This window comes from Janthinobacterium sp. GW821-FHT03C10 (assembly GCF_059420865.1).
Genome location: NZ_JBWKUN010000006.1, coordinates 474,983 through 496,275, shown reverse-complemented (window position 1 = coordinate 496,275; position 21,293 = coordinate 474,983). Strand labels below are relative to the sequence as shown.

Sequence of the window (21,293 nt, the reverse complement as noted above, 5' to 3'; positions counted from 1 at the left end):
TCGGCTGTCTTTTTTTTCGTCTGCCACTTTTTTCGGGCACCGCTTGCCAGTCTTGATCTGGCACAAATGCTGTTCTTTTCGCCGTGCCATAGTGAATTGGCAAACAGACGAAGGAGACATCATGAGCACCGCTAAAACAAAAAAATTACCGGCCACCGGTTCGGCGGAAGGCGCGCCGGCCATGCAGTCCATGCCGGTCGAGGGCGACGTGCATGCCGGTACTGATGCGGCGGGCGCCGACGCCATGCCGGGAGCGCGCCTGGGCATCTCGTACGCGGATCAGGCGGCGCTCGCGCAGGGCGCGGCCGCGGCGAACGGCGGCGACATGCCGGGCGGCGGCATGCAGCAGGCATCGCAGGGCATGGCCGGCGCCAGTTGCATGCACGTGGGCGATGGCGGCGGCATGGGGGGCGACCGCGATGGCGGGGGCGGTGGAGGCGGCATGGGCGGCGACGGCGGCCAGGGCGGCGGCACGCCGCAGGTGCGCACCTGCGCCACGATGGACGTGCATCGCCGCCTGCTGACGGAGGACCCCTCCTATGCGAACATCCGCGCCGAGATTGAAAACCAGGCTGGCATGTACGAGGGCGCCGGCAGCAGCGCCGGACGTTCCGGCGTGACGCAGATACCGGTGGTCGTGCACGTGGTGTGGAATACGGCCGCGCAGAATATTTCGGATGCGCAGATCGCCAGCCAGATCGATGTGCTCAACCGTGACTTCCGCCGCGTCAATCCCGATGTGAACAGCACGCCGGCGCCGTTCCTGCCGCTGACGGCCGATGCGCGCGTGGAGTTCGCGCTGGCCACGATCGATCCGCATGGCGCGGCCACCAGCGGCATCGAGCGGCGCCAGACGACGGTGGCCTCGTTTGGCGCGGACGATGCCGTCAAATCGCAGGCGACGGGCGGCATGGATGCCTGGCCGGCCGACAGCTACCTGAATATCTGGGTGTGCCAGCTGGGCGGCGGCTTGCTCGGCTACGCGCAATTTCCCGGCGGCCCGGCCGCCACCGACGGCGTGGTGATCCTGCAATCGGCCTTCGGCACGACGGGCACGGCGGCGCCGCCGTTCCACCTGGGGCGCACTGCCACGCATGAAATCGGCCACTGGCTGAACCTGAACCATATCTGGGGCGACGACGGCACCGGCTGCTCGGGCACGGACAACGTGGCCGACACGCCGAACCAGGGCGGACCGAACACGGGCCAGCCTTCGTTCCCGCACATTTCCTGCAGCAACGGGCCGAATGGCGACATGTTCATGAACTACATGGATTACGTCGACGATCCCGCCATGTTCATGTTCACGGCGGGCCAGGTGGCGCGCATGCAGGCTTGTCTCGACGGTCCGCGCGCCAGCATCGGCACGGGAACGGGCGGCACGGGCGCCACGCCGCGCCAGAGTTCTTCCCCCGTCGTGGCCTGGGGCGCGAACCGCCTCGACGTCTTCGTGCTGGGCACCGACCGCGCGCTGTACCACAAGGCCTGGAACGGCACGGCCTGGGCGCCGTCCGTCACCGGCTATGAAGGGCAGGGCGGCATCTGTACCAGTGCGCCGCAGGTGGTGTCGTGGGCGCCGAACCGGCTCGACGTGTTCGTCACTGGCACCGACAGCGGCTTGTTCCACAAATGGTGGAACGGTACGGCCTGGGGACCGTCCCTGACCGGTTATGAAGCGATGGGCGGCTTGTGCGTGGGCGACCCGCGCGCCGTGGCCTGGGGGCCGAACCGCCTCGACGTGTTTGTCGTCGGCACGGACCGCGGCCTGTATCACAAGTGGTGGAACGGGTCCGCCTGGGGGCCGTCGCTGACCGGCTACGAAGCCATGGGCGGCATCTGCCTGGGCCAGCCGGAAGCCGTGGCGTGGGGGCCGAACCGCCTCGATGTCTTCGTCATCGGCACGGACCGGGCGCTGTACCACAAGTGGTGGAACGGCACGGCCTGGGGGCCGTCGCTGACGGGCTACGAGCGCCTGGGCGGTATCTGCACCTCGTCGCCGAAGGCGGTGGCGTGGGGGCCGAACCGCCTCGACGTATTCGTCACCGGTACCGATGGCGCCCTGTATCATAAATGGTGGGATGGCGCGAAATGGGGCCCTTCCAACGATGGCTTCGAGCGTCTGGGCGGCATCTGCGTGGGCGAGGTGGAAGCCGTGTCGTGGGCTGCCAACCGGCTCGACCTGTTCGTCATCGGCACGGACAGCGCCCTGTACCACAAGGCGTGGAACGGCAGCGCCTGGACGCCGTCGCTGACGGGCTTTGAAAGCCTGGGCGGCGTGTGCACCTCGCGCCCTCGCGCCACGGCCTGGGCGGCGAACCGCCTCGACGTGTTTGTCACGGGGACGAATGGGGCCCTGTTCCACAAGGCGTGGAACGGCACGGCCTGGTCTCCTTCCGTGAGCGGCTATGAAAGCCTGGGCGGCGTGGTATCGTGTTTCTGACGTCTATGCGTGAAACGGGAGGTGGCATGCACGGCATGACAACGGCACTGCCCAGCGGCAGCTGGACGCATTCCTTCGAGGAGGATGCGGATGGTATCGAGGTGTACCGGCCCACGGCCACCTTCGCCTTTCCTCCCAGCCGCAAGGGGCGCAAGGTGCTCGAATTCGGCGCGCCCGCCGGCGCCATGGCGCAAGGGGTGGCGACATTGACGTCGATGGCGCCCGGCCCCGACGATCGTCCCCGCGCCGGCCCCGTTGCCAAGCTGGTACCCCTGGGCATGGGCCGCTACGCGCTCAGCGATGCTGGCGGGGGGCAGGACGTGATCGACATCGTCGAAGCGACGCCCGACGTGCTGCGCCTGGCGCGGCGTTAAGGCCGGCCGCGCAGCTTGTGCGCGAGCGCCGTGCGGTTGCCCACGCCCAGTTTCTGGTAAATCGCATGCAGCTGATTGCGCACGGTGGCCGGCGACTTGCCCAGTTCCCTGGCGATGCTTTTATACGGCAAACCTTCGGCCGCCATGGCCGCCACCAGCCGTTCTGCCGGGGTCAGGCGCTGCATGGCAGCCTGCCTGAAACGTTGTTTGTCATCCTGGCTCTCCTGTCCGTGTGCGGCATGCCGGTGGCATGCCTGCAGGGATAACGGGAGCGCGGCGCCTATCTGTAAAGTTATTTACTCTGCTGCCAGATGCGGGGGACGAAAAAAAAGACAGGCGAACCTGTCTTTTCGTGTGGCGTGATGACGGTCAGCCGATGGCTGCCATCGAGACCGGTTTCAGCTTGGCCGCCAGCGCCTTGCCCTTCTTGGCGCGCTTGCCGAAGTGCTCGGCCAGGGCCGTGGCGCCCAGCGACGCGTCCTGCGGTTTCGACGCCCGGCCGATGCCCGAGACCACCACGCCGCGTTGCGTGATCGGCTGCACGGCCAGCAGCTTGTCCTTGGCATCGAGGTCGATCAGCTTGACGCCGGTGCCGCCCTTGGACAGGGTTTTCATTTCATCGAGGCCGAACACCAGCAGGCGCGCGCCTTCCGTCAGGCAGGCCAGGGCGCTGGCCGCATCGGGGATGACTTTCGGCGCCAAAGGCACGTCGCCATCGTCCAGGGTGATGAAGGCCTTGCCGCCTTTCAGACGGCTCGTCATGTCGCCCGCCTTGGCGATGAAGCCGTAGCCGGCGCTCGACGCCAGCAGCAAATTGGTGGCGCCATGGCCGGCAAAGTAGTGCAGGATGCGCACGGCGTTGCCCGGCGTGCCGCCGCTCAGGTCGCACAAGGTCGTGATCGGCACGCCGTCGCCGCGCGCGTTGGGCAGCGCCGAGACGGGCACCGAGTAGATCTTGCCGTTGTTGCCAAAGCCCAGCAGGGTGTCGACCGTGCGGCACTCGAAGGCGCCATGCAGGCTGTCGCCCGCCTTGAACGTGAACTGCGCCGCATCGTGGCCGATGCCGGTGCGCGCACGCACCCAGCCTTTTTCCGAGATGATGACGGTGACCGGTTCATCGACCACCTTCTGTTCGGCCACGGCTTTTTGCGCTTCCTCGATCAGGGTGCGGCGCGCGTCGCCGAACTGCCTGGCGTCCGCTTCGATTTCGCGGATGATGGCGCGCTTCATCGAACCCGGGTTGTCGAGCAGGTCCTGCAGCGTTTTTTCTTCCTTGCGCAGTTCGGCCAGTTCCTGCTGGATCTTGATCGTTTCCAGGCGTGCCAGCTGGCGCAAGCGGATTTCCAGGATATCGTCGGCCTGGCGCTCGGACAGCTTGAACGCCTCGATCAGGGCCGCCTTCGGTTCATCCGAATTGCGGATGATCTGGATCACCTTGTCGATATTGAGCAGGATCGCTTCGCGTCCTTCCAGGATATGGATGCGGTCCTTGACCTTGCCCAGTTTATAGCCGGTGCGGCGCGTGACGGTCTCGAAGCGGAAATCGATCCACTCGCGCAGGATGTCGCCCAGCCCTTTCTGGCGCGGACGGCCATCGCCGCCGATCATCACCAGGTTGATCGAGGTCGACGATTCCAGCGACGTGTGCGCCAGCAGCATCAGCATGAATTCCGTCTGGTCCTGGTTCTTCGACTTCGGTTCGAACACGAGGCGCACGGGCGCGGCGCGGCCCGACTCGTCGCGGATGGTGTCGAGCGAATTGAGGATCAGCGCCTTCAGGGCCACCTGGTCCGGCGACAGCGCCTTCTTGCCCAGCTTGATCTTTGGATTCGTCAATTCCTCGATTTCTTCCAGCACCTTTTGCGACGAGGTGCCCGGCGGCAGTTCCGTCACCACGGCTTGCCACTGGCCGCGCGCCAGCTCTTCGATCTTCCAGCGTGCGCGTACCTTCATGCTGCCACGGCCGCTCGCGTACATGTCCTGAATTTGCGATGGCGGCGTGATGATCTGGCCGCCGCCGGGGAAGTCGGGGCCGGGCATGATGGCCATCAGCTCGGCGTGCGTCATCTTCGGATCGCGGATCATGGCGACGGCCGCTTTCGCCACTTCGGCCAGGTTGTGCGACGGGATTTCCGTCGCCAGGCCCACGGCGATGCCGGAGGCGCCGTTCAGCAACACCATCGGCAGGCGGGCCGGCAGCAGCTTCGGTTCTTCCGTCGAGCCGTCGTAGTTGGGCTGGAAGTCCACCGTGCCCATGCCGATTTCATCCATCAGCAGCTTGGCGATCGGCGTCAAACGGGCTTCCGTGTAACGCATGGCCGCGGCGCCGTCGCCGTCGCGCGAGCCGAAATTGCCCTGGCCGTCGATCAGCGGGTAGCGCAAGGAGAAATCCTGCGCCATGCGCACCAGCGCGTCATACACGGACTGGTCGCCGTGCGGATGCAATTTGCCCAGCACGTCGCCGACCACGGCCGCCGATTTGCGCGGCTTCGCCGTGGAATTCAAGCCCAGCTCATTCATCGCATACAGGATGCGGCGCTGCACGGGCTTCTGGCCGTCGCACACGTCGGGCAGGGCGCGGCCCTTGACGACGGAGATGGCGTAATCGAGATAGGCGCGCTCGGCGAAGGTGGACAGGGTCAGCGCTTCGCCGTCGAATACCGGTTCATCCGGCTCGATCGGCTCAGGCTGGGCATCGTCAAATAAATTGGTTTGTGTGGACATGGCGCTTGTTTCGGTGTTAAGTGGTTGCGGTTGAATTCATGGGGGCGATTATGACAGCCCGGATTTGGAGAAGGACTTGCCGTAGGTCTTGTAGATGTAGCACATGGTGAAATACAGCACGGCCATGGCCAGCTCCACGCTGTTGTGCATCATCTGCATGGCGCGGATGGCCGGGGCCTGGCCGGCCAGCACGACGCTGGCGAGGGACGGCACCAGTACCACCGGCCAGATCGTCCTCCATTTGAAATCGGTGGGGGAAAACAGCAGGCCGGCGCAGGACCAGGCATACAGCGCGGCGCCGACGAGGGCGGCCGGCAGCTGCTGCACATACAGCAAGGACAGCAGGCCCGCACAGCCGATCAGCCATGCCGCGCGCAGGCGGGGCAAGAGCGCTTCCGGCCAGCCACAATCGCCATACAGGCCGGTGGCGCTGCGCAGGGCCAGCGCCGCCAGGCAAAACATCATCGGCATGGCGTCGCCGATGGCCAGCGCCGACTGGCCCTTGCCGCTCATGAACATGGCGGCGAACAGCGACAAGCCCAGGACCAGGAGCAGCAGCATGCCATGCAGCAGCTGGCGGTTCATCGCATACGCGAGCAGGGCCGACGCGCACAGGCCGGCCGCGGTGACGAGGCGCATGGTCTCGCTGCGTTCGGGCAGGAACAGCAGCAAGGCCAGCGAGAGGTAGGGCACTATCCAGCCCAGCTGCCGCAAGCCGGGCCGCTGCCACAGCACGGGCAGGCGGTCCTGCAGCGCTTCCTGCAGCGAGTCCAGGCGCGCGAACAGGGGTGCCGGCCAGCGCAAGGCATGCATGGCCAGCAGGGAAAAGGCCAGCGCCTGGAAGCCGAGCAGGCTGGCATGGGCGGCCGCGTCGCCGAGCTTGACGCCGGCCGCGTCAAGCACGCCGGCGAGCATGAAGTGCAGCACGAAGCCCAGGCCGCCCGACGCGAGCGCCGTCTGCTTGAAGTAGCGTTTGGCATGGACGGCGTGTTCCCACTGCTCGAACAGGTCCGTATCGAGCTTGTAGGCCAGCATCTCGCCGTGCTGCCAGCGTATCGCGTGCAGCAGCTCGCGCAGCTGCAGCGTGAATTTTCGGTCGAACAGCTGGCGCGCGTAGGCGCTTGGTGCCTGCTGCGACATGATGCAGTCCAGACCGGGGTAGCTGTCGCGGTTATCGCTGAAATGGGCGAACGAGCGGTCCGCACGGTAGCGCTGCACGGCGCTGCGCACCAGGTCCGCATGGCTGCGCGCCAGGTAGGAAAAATCGTGGTCCCAGCCCAGCTGTTCGAACAGGGCCTGGCGCAGCGCCAGGTCATAGCCGGTGCTGGCGCAGTAGCGCAGCGCGCACAGCTCGAATTCCTCGCGCACGTCGAGGTTCAGCATGGCGTCGTCCTGCAGCATGCGGGCCAGCGCGTCGTCCGCATCCGCGTGCCGCATCCATGCCAGGCAGCCTTCCCACAGATGCTCCGCTTCCTGCGCCGGATCGATGGCGAGCACGCCCCATAGTTCCGTCGGCGGTGCGGGCTCCCGGGCGATGACGCCCCACAGTTCCGCAGGTGCTTCCCGTGCGGGCTCGTCGATGACGCCCCACAGGTCGGCCGGTTCCATGGGCGGCGCTTCTGGCGTTTCCGCCGCCGCCGTTTCAGCCGCTTGCGTTTCCGGCAGCTCCCCGGCAAACAGGTGCGCATGGCGCAGCGCGTATTCATACGCTTCGCGCAGCTCCTGGAAGGCGGCCGGATCGTCCTCGGGACGCGTCGCCTTCAGGCGCTTCGCATACGCGCGCTTGAGGGCGCGCTCGTCGCCGGTCGGCTCCGTGCCCAGGATCTCCCACAGGCCGCGCTGGCCGTTGTGCATGCCGCCGTCCATTTACAGGAAGCTCTCGCTCTCGACCTGGCGCAGCACCTCGTCGAGCGCCTGGCGCGCCTTGCGGATGGTGGCCGGGTCCTGCGTTTCCAGCGCGGCCTGGAAATTGGCCGTGTGCGCCGCCAGGTACTGGCGCACGTCGCCCAGCGACTGTTCATACAGGCGGTCGGCGCGCGTGACCAGGGTGCGGTTTTCCATCTGCTCGCGCGGGTGGATCTTCAGGTCGGCCAGTTCCGCAAAGCGCTGCTCGATCTGTTCCGGCGTCATCACGCCTGCATTGTCGCTGATGATCATCTTGTGCTTTTCCTGCGTGGCCAGCACCGTCACTTCCGCTTCCAGCACGCCGCTGACGTCATAGGTGAAGCGCACGTCGATGCCGATCTCGCCCGCCTTTTTCGCGGGGATCGGGAAGCTGATCTTGCCCAGGAAGACGTTGTCGGCCACCAGGCGCGACTCGCCCTGGAAGATCGCCACGTTGATTTCCTTCTGGTTGTCGTGGATGGTGGTGATGTTTTCCGTGCGCGAGACGGGCACCACGGAGTTGCGCTCGATGATGGGCAGGTAATGCCCGCCCTCATACTGGTTCGCGCCGACCTGGCGCGAAATCGAAATGCCCAGCGAATACGGCGCCACGTCCGTCATGACCACTTCGTCGAGGGCCGCATCGCGCATCTTCAGACCCGCCTGCACGGCGGCGCCCAGCGCCACGGCTTCGTCCGGGTCCAGGTGGATGGCGGGGAAGCGGCCGAACATGCGCGAGACGAGTTTACGCACCAGCGGCATGCGCGTGGCGCCACCGGCCAGCACCACTTCATTCAATTCCGCCGCGCGGATGGTGGCGTCGCGCAGCGCCCGTTCCACGGGCAGGCGCAGGCGGGCCAGCAGCGGTTCGCACAGCTGCGCCAGCTTGTCTTCGCCGATCTCCCAGCTGTACTCCTTGTCCTGGTAGCGCGTGGCCATGCGCATGGATGGCTGGTCCGACAGCAATCGCTTGACGCGCTCGGCTTCGTCGCGCAGCAGCTGCTGCTGGCGCGGGTCGAGCAGGCGGCTGCCGACGGCGCCGCGCAGGCCGCTGCCTTCCATGAAAGCGTCGACCAGCACGGTGACGAAGTCTTCGCCGCCCAGAAAATTATCGCCGGCCGAGGCGCGCACTTCCATCACGCCTTCGAACAGCTCCAGGATCGACACGTCGAACGTGCCGCCGCCCAGGTCGAAGACGAGAAATTTGCTTTCCTGTTCCTTGTCGCGGATGCCGTAGGCCAGCGCGGCGGCCGTCGGCTCGTTGAGCAGGCGCTCCACGCGCAGCCCCGCCAACTGGCCGGCGATGCGCGTGGCCTTGCGCTGCGCATCGCTGAAATACGCGGGCACGGTGATGATGGCTTCCTCGACCTTGTGGCCCAGGAAGGCTTCGGCATCTTCCTTCAGCGCGCGCAGCACCATCGACGACAGCTCTTCCGGGCGGAATTGCTGCGTGCCGAGGGTGATCTTCTTTTCGCTGCCCATGTAGCGCTTGAAGACGGCCGCCGTCAGTTGCGGGTGCGTCTGCAGCCGTTCGCGCGCGGCGCGCCCCACCAGCACGGTGCCGTCGTCGTCGATGCTCACGCACGACGGCGTCAGGTGTTCACCGAGCGCATTCGGGATGATGGCAGCCTTGCCGTCGCGCCAGATGGCGACCAGGCTGTTGGTGGTGCCCAGGTCGATGCCGATGATCATCAGATATCCGCCTCCGCCTCATTGCCGTGTTCCTCGATCCAGGCGCGGCGTCCTGCCGCTTCGCCCTTGCCCATCAACATATTGAAGCGCAAGGCCGAGGCCATGTGGTCGACTTCGCCGAGCGTGACGGGCAGCAAACGGCGCGTGTCCGGGTTCATCGTCGTTTCCCACAGCTGCTCGGCGTTCATCTCGCCCAGGCCCTTGAAGCGCGAGATCGACCAGGCGCCCTGTTTCACGCCTTCCTTGCGCAGCTTGTCCTCGATGGCCAGCAGTTCGCCATCGTCGAGCGCATAGATTTTCTGCATCGGCTTCTTGCCGCGCGCGGGCGCGTCCACGCGGTACAAAGGCGGACGGGCGATGCAGATGTGTCCCTTGTTGATCAGGACGGGGAAATGCTTGAAGAACAGGGTCAGCAGCAGTACCTGGATGTGCGAGCCGTCCACGTCCGCGTCCGACAGGATGCAGATCTTGCCGTAGCGCAGGCCCGACAGGTCGGGCGAGTCGCCCACGCTGTGCGGATCGACGCCGATGGCCACCGCAATGTCGTGGATCTCGTTATTGGCGAACAGGCGGTCGCGGTCCGTCTCCCACGAGTTCAGGACCTTGCCGCGCAGGGGCAGGATCGCCTGGAATTCCTTGTCGCGGCCCATCTTGGCCGAACCGCCCGCCGAATCGCCCTCGACGAGGAACAGTTCATTGCGCGCGATGTCGGACGATTCGCAATCGGTCAGCTTGCCCGGCAACACGGCCACGCCCGAGGATTTTTTCTTTTCCACTTTCTGCAGCGAGCGCTGGCGCGACTGCGCCTGCTTGATCACGAGCTCGGCCAGCTTCTTGCCGTAGTCGACGTGCTGGTTCAGCCACAGTTCCAGCGGCGGCTTGGTGAAGGTCGAGACGAGGCGCACGGCGTCGCGCGAATTGAGGCGTTCCTTGATCTGGCCCTGGAATTGCGGGTCCAGCACCTTGGCCGACAGCACGAACGAGGCGCGCGCGAACACGTCTTCCGGCAGCAGTTTCACGCCTTTGGGCAGCAGGGAGTGCATTTCGACGAAGTTTTTCACGGCGCCGAACAGGCCGTCGCGCAAGCCCGATTCGTGCGTGCCGCCATTCGAGGTGGGAATCAGGTTGACGTACGATTCGCGCACGATGGCGCCTTCTTCCGTCCACGCCACGACCCAGGCCGCGCCTTCGCCTTCGGCAAAGCCTTCCGAGTCCGGGCCTGCGTATTGCGCGCCTTCGAACAGGGGAATCAGGGTTTCGCCATTCGATACCTGCGCCAGCGTTTCGGTCAGGTAGCCACGCAAGCCTTCCGCGTACTGCCAGGTCTGCGTATCGCCCGTCTTCGCGTTGGTCAGGGTGACGGTGACGCCCGGCAGCAGCACGGCTTTCGAGCGCAGCAGGCGTTGCAGCTCGGTTTGCGAGATATTCGGCGAATCAAAGTATTTTGCATCGGGCCAGGCCGTGACGCGCGTGCCGGATTTCTTGCCGTCGCGCGGGGCGGGGCGGGAACTCAGGGGCTCGATCACGTCGCCGTTGGCAAACACCATGTGATGCAGGCCGTTGCCGTCGCTTTCCTTGCGCCAGACGGTGATTTCCAGGCGCGTCGACAGCGCATTGGTGACGGACACGCCGACGCCGTGCAAGCCGCCCGAGAACGCGTAGGCGCCGCCCGAACCCTTGTCGAATTTGCCGCCCGCGTGCAGCCGTGTAAACACGATTTCCACCGTCGGCACGCCTTCTTCCGGGTGCAGGCCGACGGGAATGCCGCGGCCATTGTCTTCGACGGTGATGCTGCCATCCGTGTTCTGCGTCACGGCGATATGCGTGCAATGACCGCCCAGCGCCTCGTCGGAGGCATTGTCGATCACTTCCTGAATGATGTGCAGCGGATTTTCAGTGCGGGTGTACATCCCCGGGCGCTGCTTGACGGGTTCCAGTCCTTTCAGGACACGGATGGATGATTCGCTGTAGTCGGATGCTGGTTTTTTAGTGGCCATACGTGTTCAAGCTAAGTAAAGACAGTGGTTGGAACGCCAGGCCAGGGCACTGCGGGCGCAATGACAGCGGCGGCGATAACTGTATGAATATACAGTATATCCCGTCCAGCGTCACTGGGGGAGGGCAGTGCGGCAGGCTTGGCGTCCTTGTGCGGACGCTCGCGCATTCTATCTTGTCCGGCGAGCAATAGCGCTACTCCAGGGCAACAACAGTGCGTTGCGCGGGGGCTTTTGCGCCCATTGTGAAGGATTTTATGCGGTAAAGCCGCCGTTTTTACATCTTGTTTACAAGCACCTCCCCAGTCTTTACGAATTTTTTAGACCCTTTTGGCTAATCTGCTCACTATCAAAACAAACCTGAATGAGGGTGGGAATGGATCTCGTGTATCTCGGCTTGATTGCCGTGTTTTTCGTCGTGGCGGCCGGCTTTGCCGTCGCCTGCGACAAATTAGGGAGCGTCAAATGAACGCGTTTTATGTGCTGGGCGCCGTCGTCTCGGCCGGCCTGCTCGTGTATTTGCTGGTGGCGCTGCTGAAGGCGGAGGAACTGTGATGACGACGCAATCGATACTGTTGTTGGTGGCCTTCCTGGCCGTGCTGCTGGCCGCCGGCTATCCGCTGGGCCTGTACATGGCCAGGGTGGCCGGCGATGGCCCCGTGCGCGGCCTGGGCTGGCTGCAAAAGCTGGAAAACCTGCTGTACCGCTGGTCCGGCCTGCCCGCCGACAAGGCCATGGGCTGGAAAAGCTATGCCATCGCCCTGATCGTCTTCAATACCGTGGGCGCCGTCTTCGTCTATGGCCTGCAGCGCCTGCAGGGTTTCCTGCCCTTGAATCCCCAGGGCCTGGGCGCCGTCAGCCCCGATTCCTCGTTCAATACCACCGTCAGCTTCGTCGCCAATACCAACTGGCAGGGCTACGGCGGCGAACAGACCATGAGCTACCTGACCCAGATGCTGGGCATGGCTTGCCAGAATTTCTTTTCTGCGGCCACCGGCATCGCCGTGATCTTCGCGCTGGTGCGCGGCTTTGCGTCGCGCTCGGGCAAGTCGATCGGCAATTTCTGGGTCGACCTGGTGCGCTCCACCCTGTACATCCTGCTGCCGCTGTCCCTGGCCCTGTCCGTCGTCTTCATGGGCGAAGGCATGATCCAGAACTTTTCCGCCTACAAGGAAGTGACCCTGCTCGACCACGTGGCATATGCAACGCCGAAGGTGACGGCTGACGGCCAGCCCGTGCTGGACGCCGCCGGTCAACCCTTGATGGAAGCGCAAGTGGCGACGACGCAGACGATCGCCATGGGCCCCGTCGCGTCGCAGGAGTCGATCAAGCTGCTGGGCACGAATGGCGGCGGCTTCTTCAATGCCAATTCCTCGCACCCGTACGAAAACCCGACCGCGCTGTCGAACTTCCTGCAGATGCTGGCCATCTTCATCATTCCCGCCGGCCTGTGCTTCACCTTCGGCCGCATGGTGGGCGACCTGCGCCAGGGCTGGGCCGTGCTGGCCGCGATGACCCTGATCTTTGTCGTCATGACGGCCGGCGTGATGAGCGCCGAGCAGCAAGCCAATCCGGCGTTGCAGGCCTTGGGCGTGGACCAGCAGGCCAGCAGCCTGCAATCGGGCGGCAATATGGAAGGCAAGGAAACGCGCTTCGGCATCAGCTCCTCGACCCTGTTCGCGGCGGTGACGACGGCCGCATCGTGCGGCGCCGTCAATTCCATGCACGACTCCTACATGCCCCTGGGCGGCATGGTGCCGCTGCTGCTGATGCAGTTCGGCGAAGTGATCTTCGGCGGCGTGGGCACGGGCCTGTACGGCATGCTGATGTTCGCCATCCTGGCCGTCTTCATCGCCGGCCTGATGATAGGCCGCACGCCTGAATACCTGGGCAAGAAAATCCAGGCGTATGAAATGAAGATGGTGTCGCTGGCCATCCTGATCACGCCAGCCCTCGTGTTGACGGGCACGGCGATCGCCGTGATGGTCGAACCGGGCAAGATCGGCGTGGCCAATCCGGGCGCGCACGGTTTCTCTGAAATCCTGTACGCCTTCACGTCGGCGGCCAACAACAACGGCAGCGCGTTTGCCGGCCTGTCCGCCAACACGCCGTTCTACAACGTGATGCTGGCGATCGCCATGTGGTTCGGCCGCTTCGGCGTGATCGTGCCCGTGCTGGCGGTGGCCGGTTCGCTGGCGGCCAAGCAGCGCCTGTCGGCGAATGCGGGCACCATGCCCACGCACGGCCCCATGTTCATCGGCCTGCTGATCGGCGTCGTCGTGCTCGTCGGCGTGCTCAATTACGTTCCCGCGCTGGCCCTGGGCCCGATCGTCGAACACCTGCAACTTTTCATCAAATAAGAGGCTACCATGTCACGCACAAGCCTGACCTTGTTCGATTCCGCACTGATTGGCCCTGCCATCGTCGATGCGTTCAAAAAACTCGACCCCCGCACGCAGTGGCGCAGCCCCGTGATGTTCGTCGTCTATGTGGGCAGCATCATCACGACCCTGCTGGCCATCCAGGCCCTGAATGGCCAGGGTGAAGCGCCGTTCGGCTTCATCGTCGCCGTCGCCGTGTGGCTGTGGTTTACCGTGCTGTTCGCGAACTTCGCCGAAGCGCTGGCCGAAGGCCGCAGCAAGGCCCAGGCGGCCTCGCTGCGCGCCCTCAAGCAGACGGTGATGGCAAAGAAAATGCAAACGCCGAAATACGGCACGTCCTGGCTGCCCACGCCGGCGACCGACCTGCGCAAGGGCATGACGGTGCTGGTCGAGGCGGGTGACGTGATTCCCGCCGACGGCGAAGTGACGGCCGGCGTGGCCTCCGTCGACGAAAGCGCCATCACGGGCGAATCGGCGCCCGTCATCCGCGAATCGGGCGGCGACTTTTCCGCCGTCACGGGCGGCACCCGCGTGCTGTCCGACTGGCTGCTGGTGCGCGTTTCCGTCAACCCGGGCGAAGCCTTCATCGACCGCATGATCGCCATGGTCGAAGGCGCCAAGCGCCAGAAGACGCCGAACGAGATCGCCCTGACGATTTTATTGGTGGCCCTGTCGATCGTCTTCCTGATCGTCACCGTGACCCTGCTGCCGTATTCGCTGTTTTCCGTGGCGGCGGCCGGCACCGGCACGCCGGTGACGATCACCGTGCTGATCGCGCTGCTCGTGTGCCTGATCCCGACCACCATCGGCGGTTTGCTGTCCGCCATCGGCGTGGCCGGCATGAGCCGCATGATGCAGGCCAATGTGATCGCCACGTCGGGGCGCGCCGTGGAAGCGGCCGGCGACGTCGACGTGCTGCTGCTCGATAAGACGGGCACCATCACCCTGGGCAACCGCCAGGCGTCGAGCTTCGTGCCTGCCCCTGGCGTGACGGAGCAGCAGCTGGCCGATGCGGCGCAACTGGCTTCGCTGGCCGATGAAACGCCGGAAGGGCGCAGCATCGTCGTGCTGGCCAAGCAGAAATTCAATATCCGCGAACGCGAGATGGCCAGCCTGCACGCTACCTTCGTGCCGTTCACGGCGCAGACGCGCATGAGCGGCGTGGATATCCCGGGCGAGCAGCAGGTGCGCCAGTTGCGCAAGGGCGCGGCCGATTCCATGAAAAAGTATGTGGAAGCACTGGGCCAGCCGTATCCGGCGGAGGTGGGACGCGCCGTCGACGACATCGCGCGCCGCGGCAGCACGCCGCTGGTGGTGGTGGACGATGGCCGCGTCATGGGCGCCGTGGAACTGAAGGATATCGTCAAGGGCGGCATCAAGGAGCGCTTCGCGGAATTGCGCCGCATGGGCATCAAGACCGTCATGATCACGGGCGACAACAAGCTGACGGCGGCCGCGATTGCCGCCGAAGCGGGCGTGGACGATTTCCTCGCCGAAGCGACGCCGGAAGACAAGCTCAAACTCATCCGCAGCTACCAGGCCGAAGGCCGCCTGGTGGCGATGACGGGCGACGGCACCAACGACGCGCCCGCGCTGGCCCAGGCCGACGTGGCCGTGGCCATGAACTCGGGCACGCAGGCGGCGAAGGAGGCGGGCAATATGGTCGACCTCGATTCGAACCCGACCAAGCTGCTGGAAATCGTTGAAATCGGCAAGCAGATGCTGATGACGCGCGGATCACTGACGACGTTCTCGATTTCGAACGACATCGCCAAGTACTTCGCCATCATCCCGGCGGCGTTCGTGGGCACCTATCCGCAATTGAAGGCGCTCGACATCATGCACCTGGCCAGCCCCGCCTCGGCGATCATGTCGGCCGTGATCTTCAATGCCCTGATCATCGTCGTGCTGATTCCGCTGGCGCTGAAAGGCGTGCAATACCGGGCCATCGGCGCGGCCAGCCTGTTGCGCCGCAATCTGCTGATCTACGGCCTGGGCGGGATTATTTTGCCCTTCATCGGGATCAAGCTGATCGACATGCTGCTGTCCGCCCTCAATTTAGTCTAAAGGAACCATCATGAGCACTATCGTACGTCCCGCCCTGGTCCTGTTTGCCGCATTGACCGTGATCTGCGGCGTCGTCTATCCGTTTGCCACGGCCGGCATCGGGCAGCTGGCCTTCAACGATGAAGTCAACGGCAGCATCGTCGAGCGTGGGGGCAAGCCCGTCGGTTCGACCCTGATCGGCCAGTCCTTCACCTCGCCCAAGTACTTCTGGGGCCGGCCGTCGGCCACCGCGCCGATGGCCAATAACGGCGCCGGTTCGGGCGGCTCGAACCAGGGACCGAGCAATCCGGCCCTGGTGGACGCCGTCAAGGCGCGCATCGCCGCCCTGCAGGCAGCCGATCCCGGCAACCGCAAGCCGATCCCCGTCGACCTGGTGACGGCGTCGGGCAGCGGCCTGGATCCTGAAATCAGCCTGGCGGCCGCCCTGTACCAGGCGCCGCGCGTGGCCCGCGTGCGCGCCGTGCCGCTGGCGCAGGTGGAAAACGCCATCGCCAAGGTGCAGAAAACCGCGTATATCGGCTTTTTCGGCGAACCGCGCGTGAATGTGCTGGAACTGAATCTGGCGCTCGATGCCATGGCAAAGTAAGCTGGCAAAGGCGCGCAGGTCGGCATCGTGCACCGCTTGGCCAATGATGTCTTGGCCAATGATGTCGTCGGATTACGCGCTTGCGCGCTAATCCGACCTACTTGACGCCATGGCAAAATAAGGCGCAGGTCGGCGTAGGTCGGCTTAGCGCAGCGTAAGCCGACATCACCCATAGCCCCAGCCAGGCCAACAATGCCGTCGGATTACGCGCCAGCGCTAATCCGACCTACACATGCTCCAAGAAGATTAAAATACAACATGCTCCCCAACGACAGCCAACGCCCCGACCCTGATGCCCTGCTGGCGCAAGTGCAGGCGCAGGAAAAGAAAGCCGCGCGCGGCCGGCTGCGCATCTATTTCGGCGCCTCGGCCGGCGTCGGCAAGACCTATGCGATGCTGGCGGCCGCCCGCAAATTGCTGGCCGACGGCCAGGACTTGCTGGTGGGCGTGGTGGAGACGCATGGGCGCCAGGATACGGCGGCCCAGCTGGACGGCTTGCCCGTGCTGCCCCTGAAGGCCATCGAGTACCGGGGCAAGACCCTGTACGAGTTCGACCTGGACGAGGCCCTGTTGCGCGCGCCGCCGCTGATATTGATGGATGAACTGGCCCATTCGAACGTGGCCGGATCGCGCCATCCGAAGCGCTGGCAGGACGTCGAGGAATTGCTGGCGGCCGGCATCGACGTGCTGTCGACCGTGAACGTGCAGCACCTGGAAAGCCTGAACGACGTGGTGGGTGGGATCACGGGCGTGCGCGTGGCCGAGACCCTGCCCGACACGGTGTTCGACCGCGCCGATGAAGTGGTGCTGGTCGATATCCCCGCCGATGAACTGCTGCGCCGCCTGAAGCAGGGCAAGGTGTATCAGCCGCAGCAGGCCGAACGGGCATCGCAGCATTTTTTCCGCAAGGGTAACCTGATCGCCCTGCGCGAGCTGGCCTTGCGCCGCACGGCGGACCGGATCCAGGATGACGTGCAGGCCTACCGCGTCGAGAAATCGATCAATCCCGTGTGGAAGACGGGCGCCGCATTGCTGGCCTGCGTGGGACCGCACGCGGGGGGCGAACACGTGATCCGCAGCACGGCGCGCCTGGCCAGCCAGCTGAACGCGGAATGGCACGCGCTGTACGTGGAAACGCCGCGCTTGCAGCGCTTGCCGGCGGGCCAGCGCGAACGCATCCTGAAAACCCTGAAGCTGGCGCAGGACCTGGGCGCGCGCACGGCCATTGTGCCGTCCGCCGACATCGCCGGCGCCGTGGTCGAGTATGCGCGCGGCGCGAATATCTCGAAAGTCATCGTGGGACGTGGTCGCGGCCGTGCGCTGGCGCGCCTGTGGCAGGCGCCGCCGGCCGCGCGCATGGCCAGCCTGGCGCCCGATATCGATCTGATCGAGGTGGGCTTGACGCCGGCCGATGCCGCGCCCCGGCGCGCGGCGGGCGACGATGCGGAGGCGCCGCGCCGGCCATCGCGTCACTGGCGCTATATCCTGGCCGCCGGCGCCAGCCTGGCCACGGCCCTTGCCTCTGTCCCATTGCAGCCCTACCTGGACCTGGCCAACATCGCCATGCTGTCCTTGCTGACGGTGGTGCTGGTGGCCGTGCGCCTGGGACGCGGCCCGGCGGCATTGGCCAGCCTGGTGGGCGTGGCCTGCTTCGATTTCATCTTCGTGCCGCCGCGGTTCTCGTTTGCCGTGGGCGATTTCCAGTACGTGATCACGTTTGGCGTGATGCTGGCCGTGGGCCTGATCACGGGCCACCTGACGGCCGGCCTGCGCTTCCAGGCGCGCGTGGCCTCGCACCGCGAAGCGCGCGCCCGTGCCCTGTATGAATTCTCGCGCGAGTTGTCCGGCGTGCTGCAGACGGAGCAGATTTTCGACATCACGAAAAGCGCCATCGAGCGGGCGTTCCGCGCGCGCGCCACCTTGCTGCTGCCCGATGACGAGGGCAGCTTGCAGGCCCCGAACGGCGGCGAACCGCTCGATATCGGCATCGCGCAGTGGGCCTTCGACCATGCGCAGGCGGCGGGGACGGGCACCGATACCTTGCCGGCGTCTCCCATTTTCTACCTGCCGCTGATCGCGCCCATGCGCACGCGGGGCGTGCTGGCGCTGCTGCCGCTCGATGGCGCGCAGCGCGGGCGCTGGCTGCTGGTGCCGGAACAGCGCCAGCACCTCGATACCTTTGCCGCACTGGCGGCCATCGCCCTCGAACGCGTGCACTACATCGACGTGGCGCAGGGCGCGCTGCTGCAGATGGAGTCCGAGCGGCTGCGCAATTCGCTGCTGGCGGCCCTGTCGCACGACTTGCGCACGCCCCTGACGTCGCTGGTGGGCCTGGCCGAATCGCTGGCCCTGTCCCGGCCCGCGCTGTCGCCCGCGCAGCTGGACATGGCGCGCTCGCTGCAGTCCGAGACCGTGCGCATGAGCGCCCTGGTGGCGAACTTGCTGGACATGGCGCGCATCGAAAGCGGGCAGGTGCGCCTGAACCTGCAATGGCAGGCGCTGGAAGAAGTGGTGGGCAGCGCGCTGCGCGCCAGCGGTCCGCAGTTGCAGCAGCACACCGTGAAGACGCAGCTGGCGCCGGACTTGCCGCTGGTGCGCTACGATGCCGTGCTGATCGAGCGCGTGCTGTGCAACCTGCTGGAAAACGCGGCCAAGTACACGCCGTCCGGCAGCACCATCACGGTCGCGGCCGGAGTGCACGGTCAGTTCCTGCAGGTGACGGTGGCTGACGATGGCCCGGGCCTGCCGCCCGGCCGCGAAGAAGCCATCTTTGAAAAATTCACGCGCGGCGAGCGCGAATCGAACAAGCCGGGCGTCGGGCTGGGGCTGGCCATTTGCCGCGCCATCGTCGAAGCCCACGGCGGCACCATCCACGCGCAGCCGCACACGCCGGGGCAGGGCGCCGCCATCGTCTTCAGCCTGCCGCTGGGTACGCCGCCAGCCTTGCCGGAAGCGGAGCTGGACGACGCCAACGTAAATGAAACAGGAAAACCATCATGAACGAACCTTCCGCCACCGCCTTGCTGGTCGAGGATGAACCGCAAATCCGCCGCTTCGTGCGCGCCGCGCTGGAAGACGAGGGCTGGCAGATTTTTGAATCGGCCACCATGCAGCGGGGCTTGATCGATGCCGGCACGCGGCGGCCCGACCTGATCGTGCTGGACCTGGGCCTGCCCGACGGCGACGGCATCGACTTCATCGCCGACATCCGCAAATGGTCGGCCGTGCCCATCATCGTGCTGTCGGCGCGGGTCGACGAGCAGGACAAGATCCGCGCGCTCGACGCGGGCGCCGACGACTACCTGACCAAGCCGTTCGGCGTGGGCGAGCTGCTGGCCCGCGTGCGCGCCACCTTGCGCCGCCAGCGCCAGCCCGCCGCCAGCGACGATGGCGTGGTGCAGTTCGGCGACGTGCGCGTCGACCTGAAGGACCGGCTGGTGACGCGCAACAAGCAGCTGGTGCACATGACGCCGACGGAATTTCGCTTGCTCTCGGTACTCGTGAAGAACGCTGGCAGGGTGGTCACCAATCCGCAGCTGCTGCGCGAAGTGTGGGGGCCGTCGAACAGCGAAAACGGCCACTACCTGCGCATCTACATGGGCCATCTGCGCCAGAAGCTGGAAGCCGATCCGGCCCAGCCGCAGTACCTGCTGACGGAAACGGCTGTCGGCTACCGGCTGCTGCTGCCGCTCTAACACCTGATATTCCCCTGTTTGAAAACAGGCGCCGCGCGCGCCAGGGGGACGCTTTACCTTTTTTTTTTGCAGCGGCGGGCCAGCTGCGCCATGTTGGCAAAGGCCCATACCACCCATGAAGAAGAAAAAACCATGAATAAAATGTTACTTGCACTTGCCGTCGCGACCGCCTTTAGCGGCAGCCTGGCCCACGCGGAAGAGGCCAAGCCCGACAATGAAGTCAGTTTCAACGTGGCCGGCGTGTCCGATTACCGTTACCGGGGCATCTCGCAGACGCGCTTGAAGCCCGCGCTGCAGGGCGGCGTGGATTACGTCAACAACCCGACGGGCCTGTATGCGGGCGCCTGGGCTTCCACCATCAAGTGGACCAAGGATGCGGGCGGCAGCGGCGACGTGGAAGTGGACCTGTATGCGGGCAAGCGCGGCCAGCTGAACGATGCTATCGGCTATGACGTCGGCGTGCTCGCCTATGTGTACGCGGACAACGGCTTGAAGCACGTCGCCGGCCTGGCCGACGCGGACACGCAGGAAGTCTACGGCCAGCTGTCGTACGGCCCCGCCTATATCAAATATTCGCACGCCGTCTCGAACCTGTTCGGCATCGTCAACAGCAAGAACAGCGGCTACCTCGATATCGGCGCGAATATCGACCTGACGAACGGCTGGACCGGCAACCTGCATGCGGGCCACCAGAAAGTGAAAAACAATGATGCGGCTAGCTACACGGACTGGAAAGTGGGTGTCACGCGCGACTTCGGCTTTGTTTCGGGCGCGCTGGCCGTGATCGGCACGAACGCGGGCAAGTCGGCGTATGCCTCGCCCGTGAATGGCAAATTCATGGGCAAGACGGCGCTGCAGTTGACGGTCAGCAAGACGTTTTAATGGACTGAGTTGACTGAAAGGAGAGGCGGCGTATGCGCCGCCTTTTTTGCGTGCCCGGACGGGCTAGGTAGAAAGGTTGAAAACGGCGCAGTACAGCTGCCCCAGTCCCACCACGCGGGCGGCCGGGATCTGCGCGGCCAGAGCATGGGCCGGCGCCGCCTGCGTGTCCGTTGCCAGCAGGACGCGCAGTTCCGGATTGACGCTGCGCGCGTGCGCGATGCGGCGCGCCAGGCCCGCCTGCGCGCCGGCGTCGGCGACGCCGTCGAGCGGCACCACCAGCACGCGCGCGGCGATCAGGGCCGAGCGGCTGCCCATGGAGTCGCGGCCTTCGCTGTCGATGACGATATCGTGGTAGCAGTGCACCAGGTGCTCGAGCTCCGGCTGCAAGCCCTTGGCGCTGATGGCGCGCGCCATCAGGCGCGGCCGCGTCAGGCTGCCGTGCATGGCGCCGTCGTGCAGGTTCCTGGCTTGCGCCATGGCGCCCTGGCGCGGATCGGCATCGAGCAGCAGCACCTTGCGGCCGGCCAGCGCGCGCGAGGCGGCCAGCCGCCCGGCCAGGATGGATTTCTCCATC

Annotated in this window: 15 protein-coding genes; 9 read left to right on the top strand and 6 right to left on the bottom strand. The window is 65.6% G+C overall.

The genetic code is table 11. From position 1 onward, the window contains the following. Nucleotides 1-121 precede the first annotated feature (121 nt). Together AC07VH_RS21960 and AC07VH_RS21955 are read left to right on the top strand one after the other, a co-directional pair. Nucleotides 122-2,440 (top strand): DUF8189 domain-containing protein, encoded by a 2,319-nt coding sequence (locus AC07VH_RS21960; protein WP_494789211.1) that lies wholly within the window; start codon nucleotides 122-124, stop codon nucleotides 2,438-2,440. A 26-nt stretch (nucleotides 2,441-2,466) separates the two neighbouring features. Continuing rightward, nucleotides 2,467-2,814, top strand: coding sequence for a hypothetical protein (locus AC07VH_RS21955; protein WP_475416065.1), 348 nt, complete (start codon nucleotides 2,467-2,469; stop codon nucleotides 2,812-2,814). On the opposite strand, the gene AC07VH_RS21950 is transcribed toward AC07VH_RS21955, so the two are convergent. The 5 genes from AC07VH_RS21950 to AC07VH_RS21930 all read right to left on the bottom strand — a co-directional run bounded on the left by AC07VH_RS21950 (nucleotide 2,811) and on the right by AC07VH_RS21930 (nucleotide 11,111). After that, nucleotides 2,811-2,999: a helix-turn-helix domain-containing protein gene (locus AC07VH_RS21950; protein WP_475416066.1), complete on the bottom strand. Its 189-nt coding sequence runs from the start codon at nucleotides 2,997-2,999 to the stop codon at nucleotides 2,811-2,813. The genes AC07VH_RS21955 and AC07VH_RS21950 overlap by 4 nt on opposite strands. 184 nt (nucleotides 3,000-3,183) lie before the next feature. Beyond that, entirely contained in the window at nucleotides 3,184-5,538 is a 2,355-nt protein-coding gene (parC, locus tag AC07VH_RS21945) for a DNA topoisomerase IV subunit A (protein WP_494789210.1), read from the bottom strand. A 48-nt stretch (nucleotides 5,539-5,586) separates the two neighbouring features. Then, nucleotides 5,587-7,392 carry a hypothetical protein gene (locus AC07VH_RS21940; protein WP_494789209.1) on the bottom strand — a complete coding sequence of 602 codons (1,806 nt, stop codon included), beginning with the start codon at nucleotides 7,390-7,392 and terminating at the stop codon, nucleotides 5,587-5,589. A gap of 12 nt (nucleotides 7,393-7,404) precedes the next feature. Beyond that, nucleotides 7,405-9,114, bottom strand: a complete 1,710-nt coding sequence (locus AC07VH_RS21935) for a molecular chaperone HscC (RefSeq protein ID WP_494789208.1) — start codon at nucleotides 9,112-9,114, stop codon at nucleotides 7,405-7,407. Beyond that, complete coding sequence (locus tag AC07VH_RS21930; protein WP_475416070.1) at nucleotides 9,114-11,111, bottom strand: DNA topoisomerase IV subunit B; 1,998 nt, start codon at nucleotides 11,109-11,111, stop codon at nucleotides 9,114-9,116. The genes AC07VH_RS21935 and AC07VH_RS21930 overlap by 1 nt, the downstream gene beginning before the upstream one ends. A 462-nt stretch (nucleotides 11,112-11,573) precedes the next feature. Between AC07VH_RS21930 and kdpF the strand changes: the two genes are divergently transcribed. From kdpF to AC07VH_RS21895, 7 genes are all read left to right on the top strand, one after another. Beyond that, nucleotides 11,574-11,663 carry a K(+)-transporting ATPase subunit F gene (kdpF, locus tag AC07VH_RS21925; protein WP_034746483.1) on the top strand — a complete coding sequence of 30 codons (90 nt, stop codon included), beginning with the start codon at nucleotides 11,574-11,576 and terminating at the stop codon, nucleotides 11,661-11,663. Continuing rightward, complete coding sequence (gene kdpA / locus AC07VH_RS21920; RefSeq protein ID WP_494789207.1) at nucleotides 11,663-13,468, top strand: potassium-transporting ATPase subunit KdpA; 1,806 nt, start codon at nucleotides 11,663-11,665, stop codon at nucleotides 13,466-13,468. The genes kdpF and kdpA overlap by 1 nt, the downstream gene beginning before the upstream one ends. A gap of 9 nt (nucleotides 13,469-13,477) precedes the next feature. Beyond that, nucleotides 13,478-15,556, top strand: a complete 2,079-nt coding sequence (kdpB, locus tag AC07VH_RS21915) for a potassium-transporting ATPase subunit KdpB (protein WP_494789206.1) — start codon at nucleotides 13,478-13,480, stop codon at nucleotides 15,554-15,556. Between the two features lie 10 nt (nucleotides 15,557-15,566). After that, a complete protein-coding gene (gene kdpC / locus AC07VH_RS21910) occupies nucleotides 15,567-16,142 on the top strand; it encodes a potassium-transporting ATPase subunit KdpC (RefSeq protein ID WP_494789205.1) in 576 nt (191 codons plus the stop codon). A 258-nt stretch (nucleotides 16,143-16,400) separates the two neighbouring features. Then, a complete protein-coding gene (locus AC07VH_RS21905; protein ID WP_494789204.1) occupies nucleotides 16,401-19,142 on the top strand; it encodes a DUF4118 domain-containing protein in 2,742 nt (913 codons plus the stop codon). Further along, complete coding sequence (kdpE, locus tag AC07VH_RS21900) at nucleotides 19,139-19,837, top strand: two-component system response regulator KdpE (protein ID WP_034746496.1); 699 nt, start codon at nucleotides 19,139-19,141, stop codon at nucleotides 19,835-19,837. Before AC07VH_RS21905 ends, kdpE begins: the two co-directional genes overlap by 4 nt. A 132-nt stretch (nucleotides 19,838-19,969) precedes the next feature. Further along, a complete protein-coding gene (locus AC07VH_RS21895; protein WP_494789203.1) occupies nucleotides 19,970-20,719 on the top strand; it encodes a TorF family putative porin in 750 nt (249 codons plus the stop codon). Nucleotides 20,720-20,782: 63 nt separating this feature from the next. On the opposite strand, the gene AC07VH_RS21890 is transcribed toward AC07VH_RS21895, so the two are convergent. Further along, a complete protein-coding gene (locus tag AC07VH_RS21890) occupies nucleotides 20,783-21,292 on the bottom strand; it encodes a P-loop NTPase family protein (RefSeq protein WP_489629773.1) in 510 nt (169 codons plus the stop codon). Nucleotide 21,293: the final 1 nt, after the last annotated feature.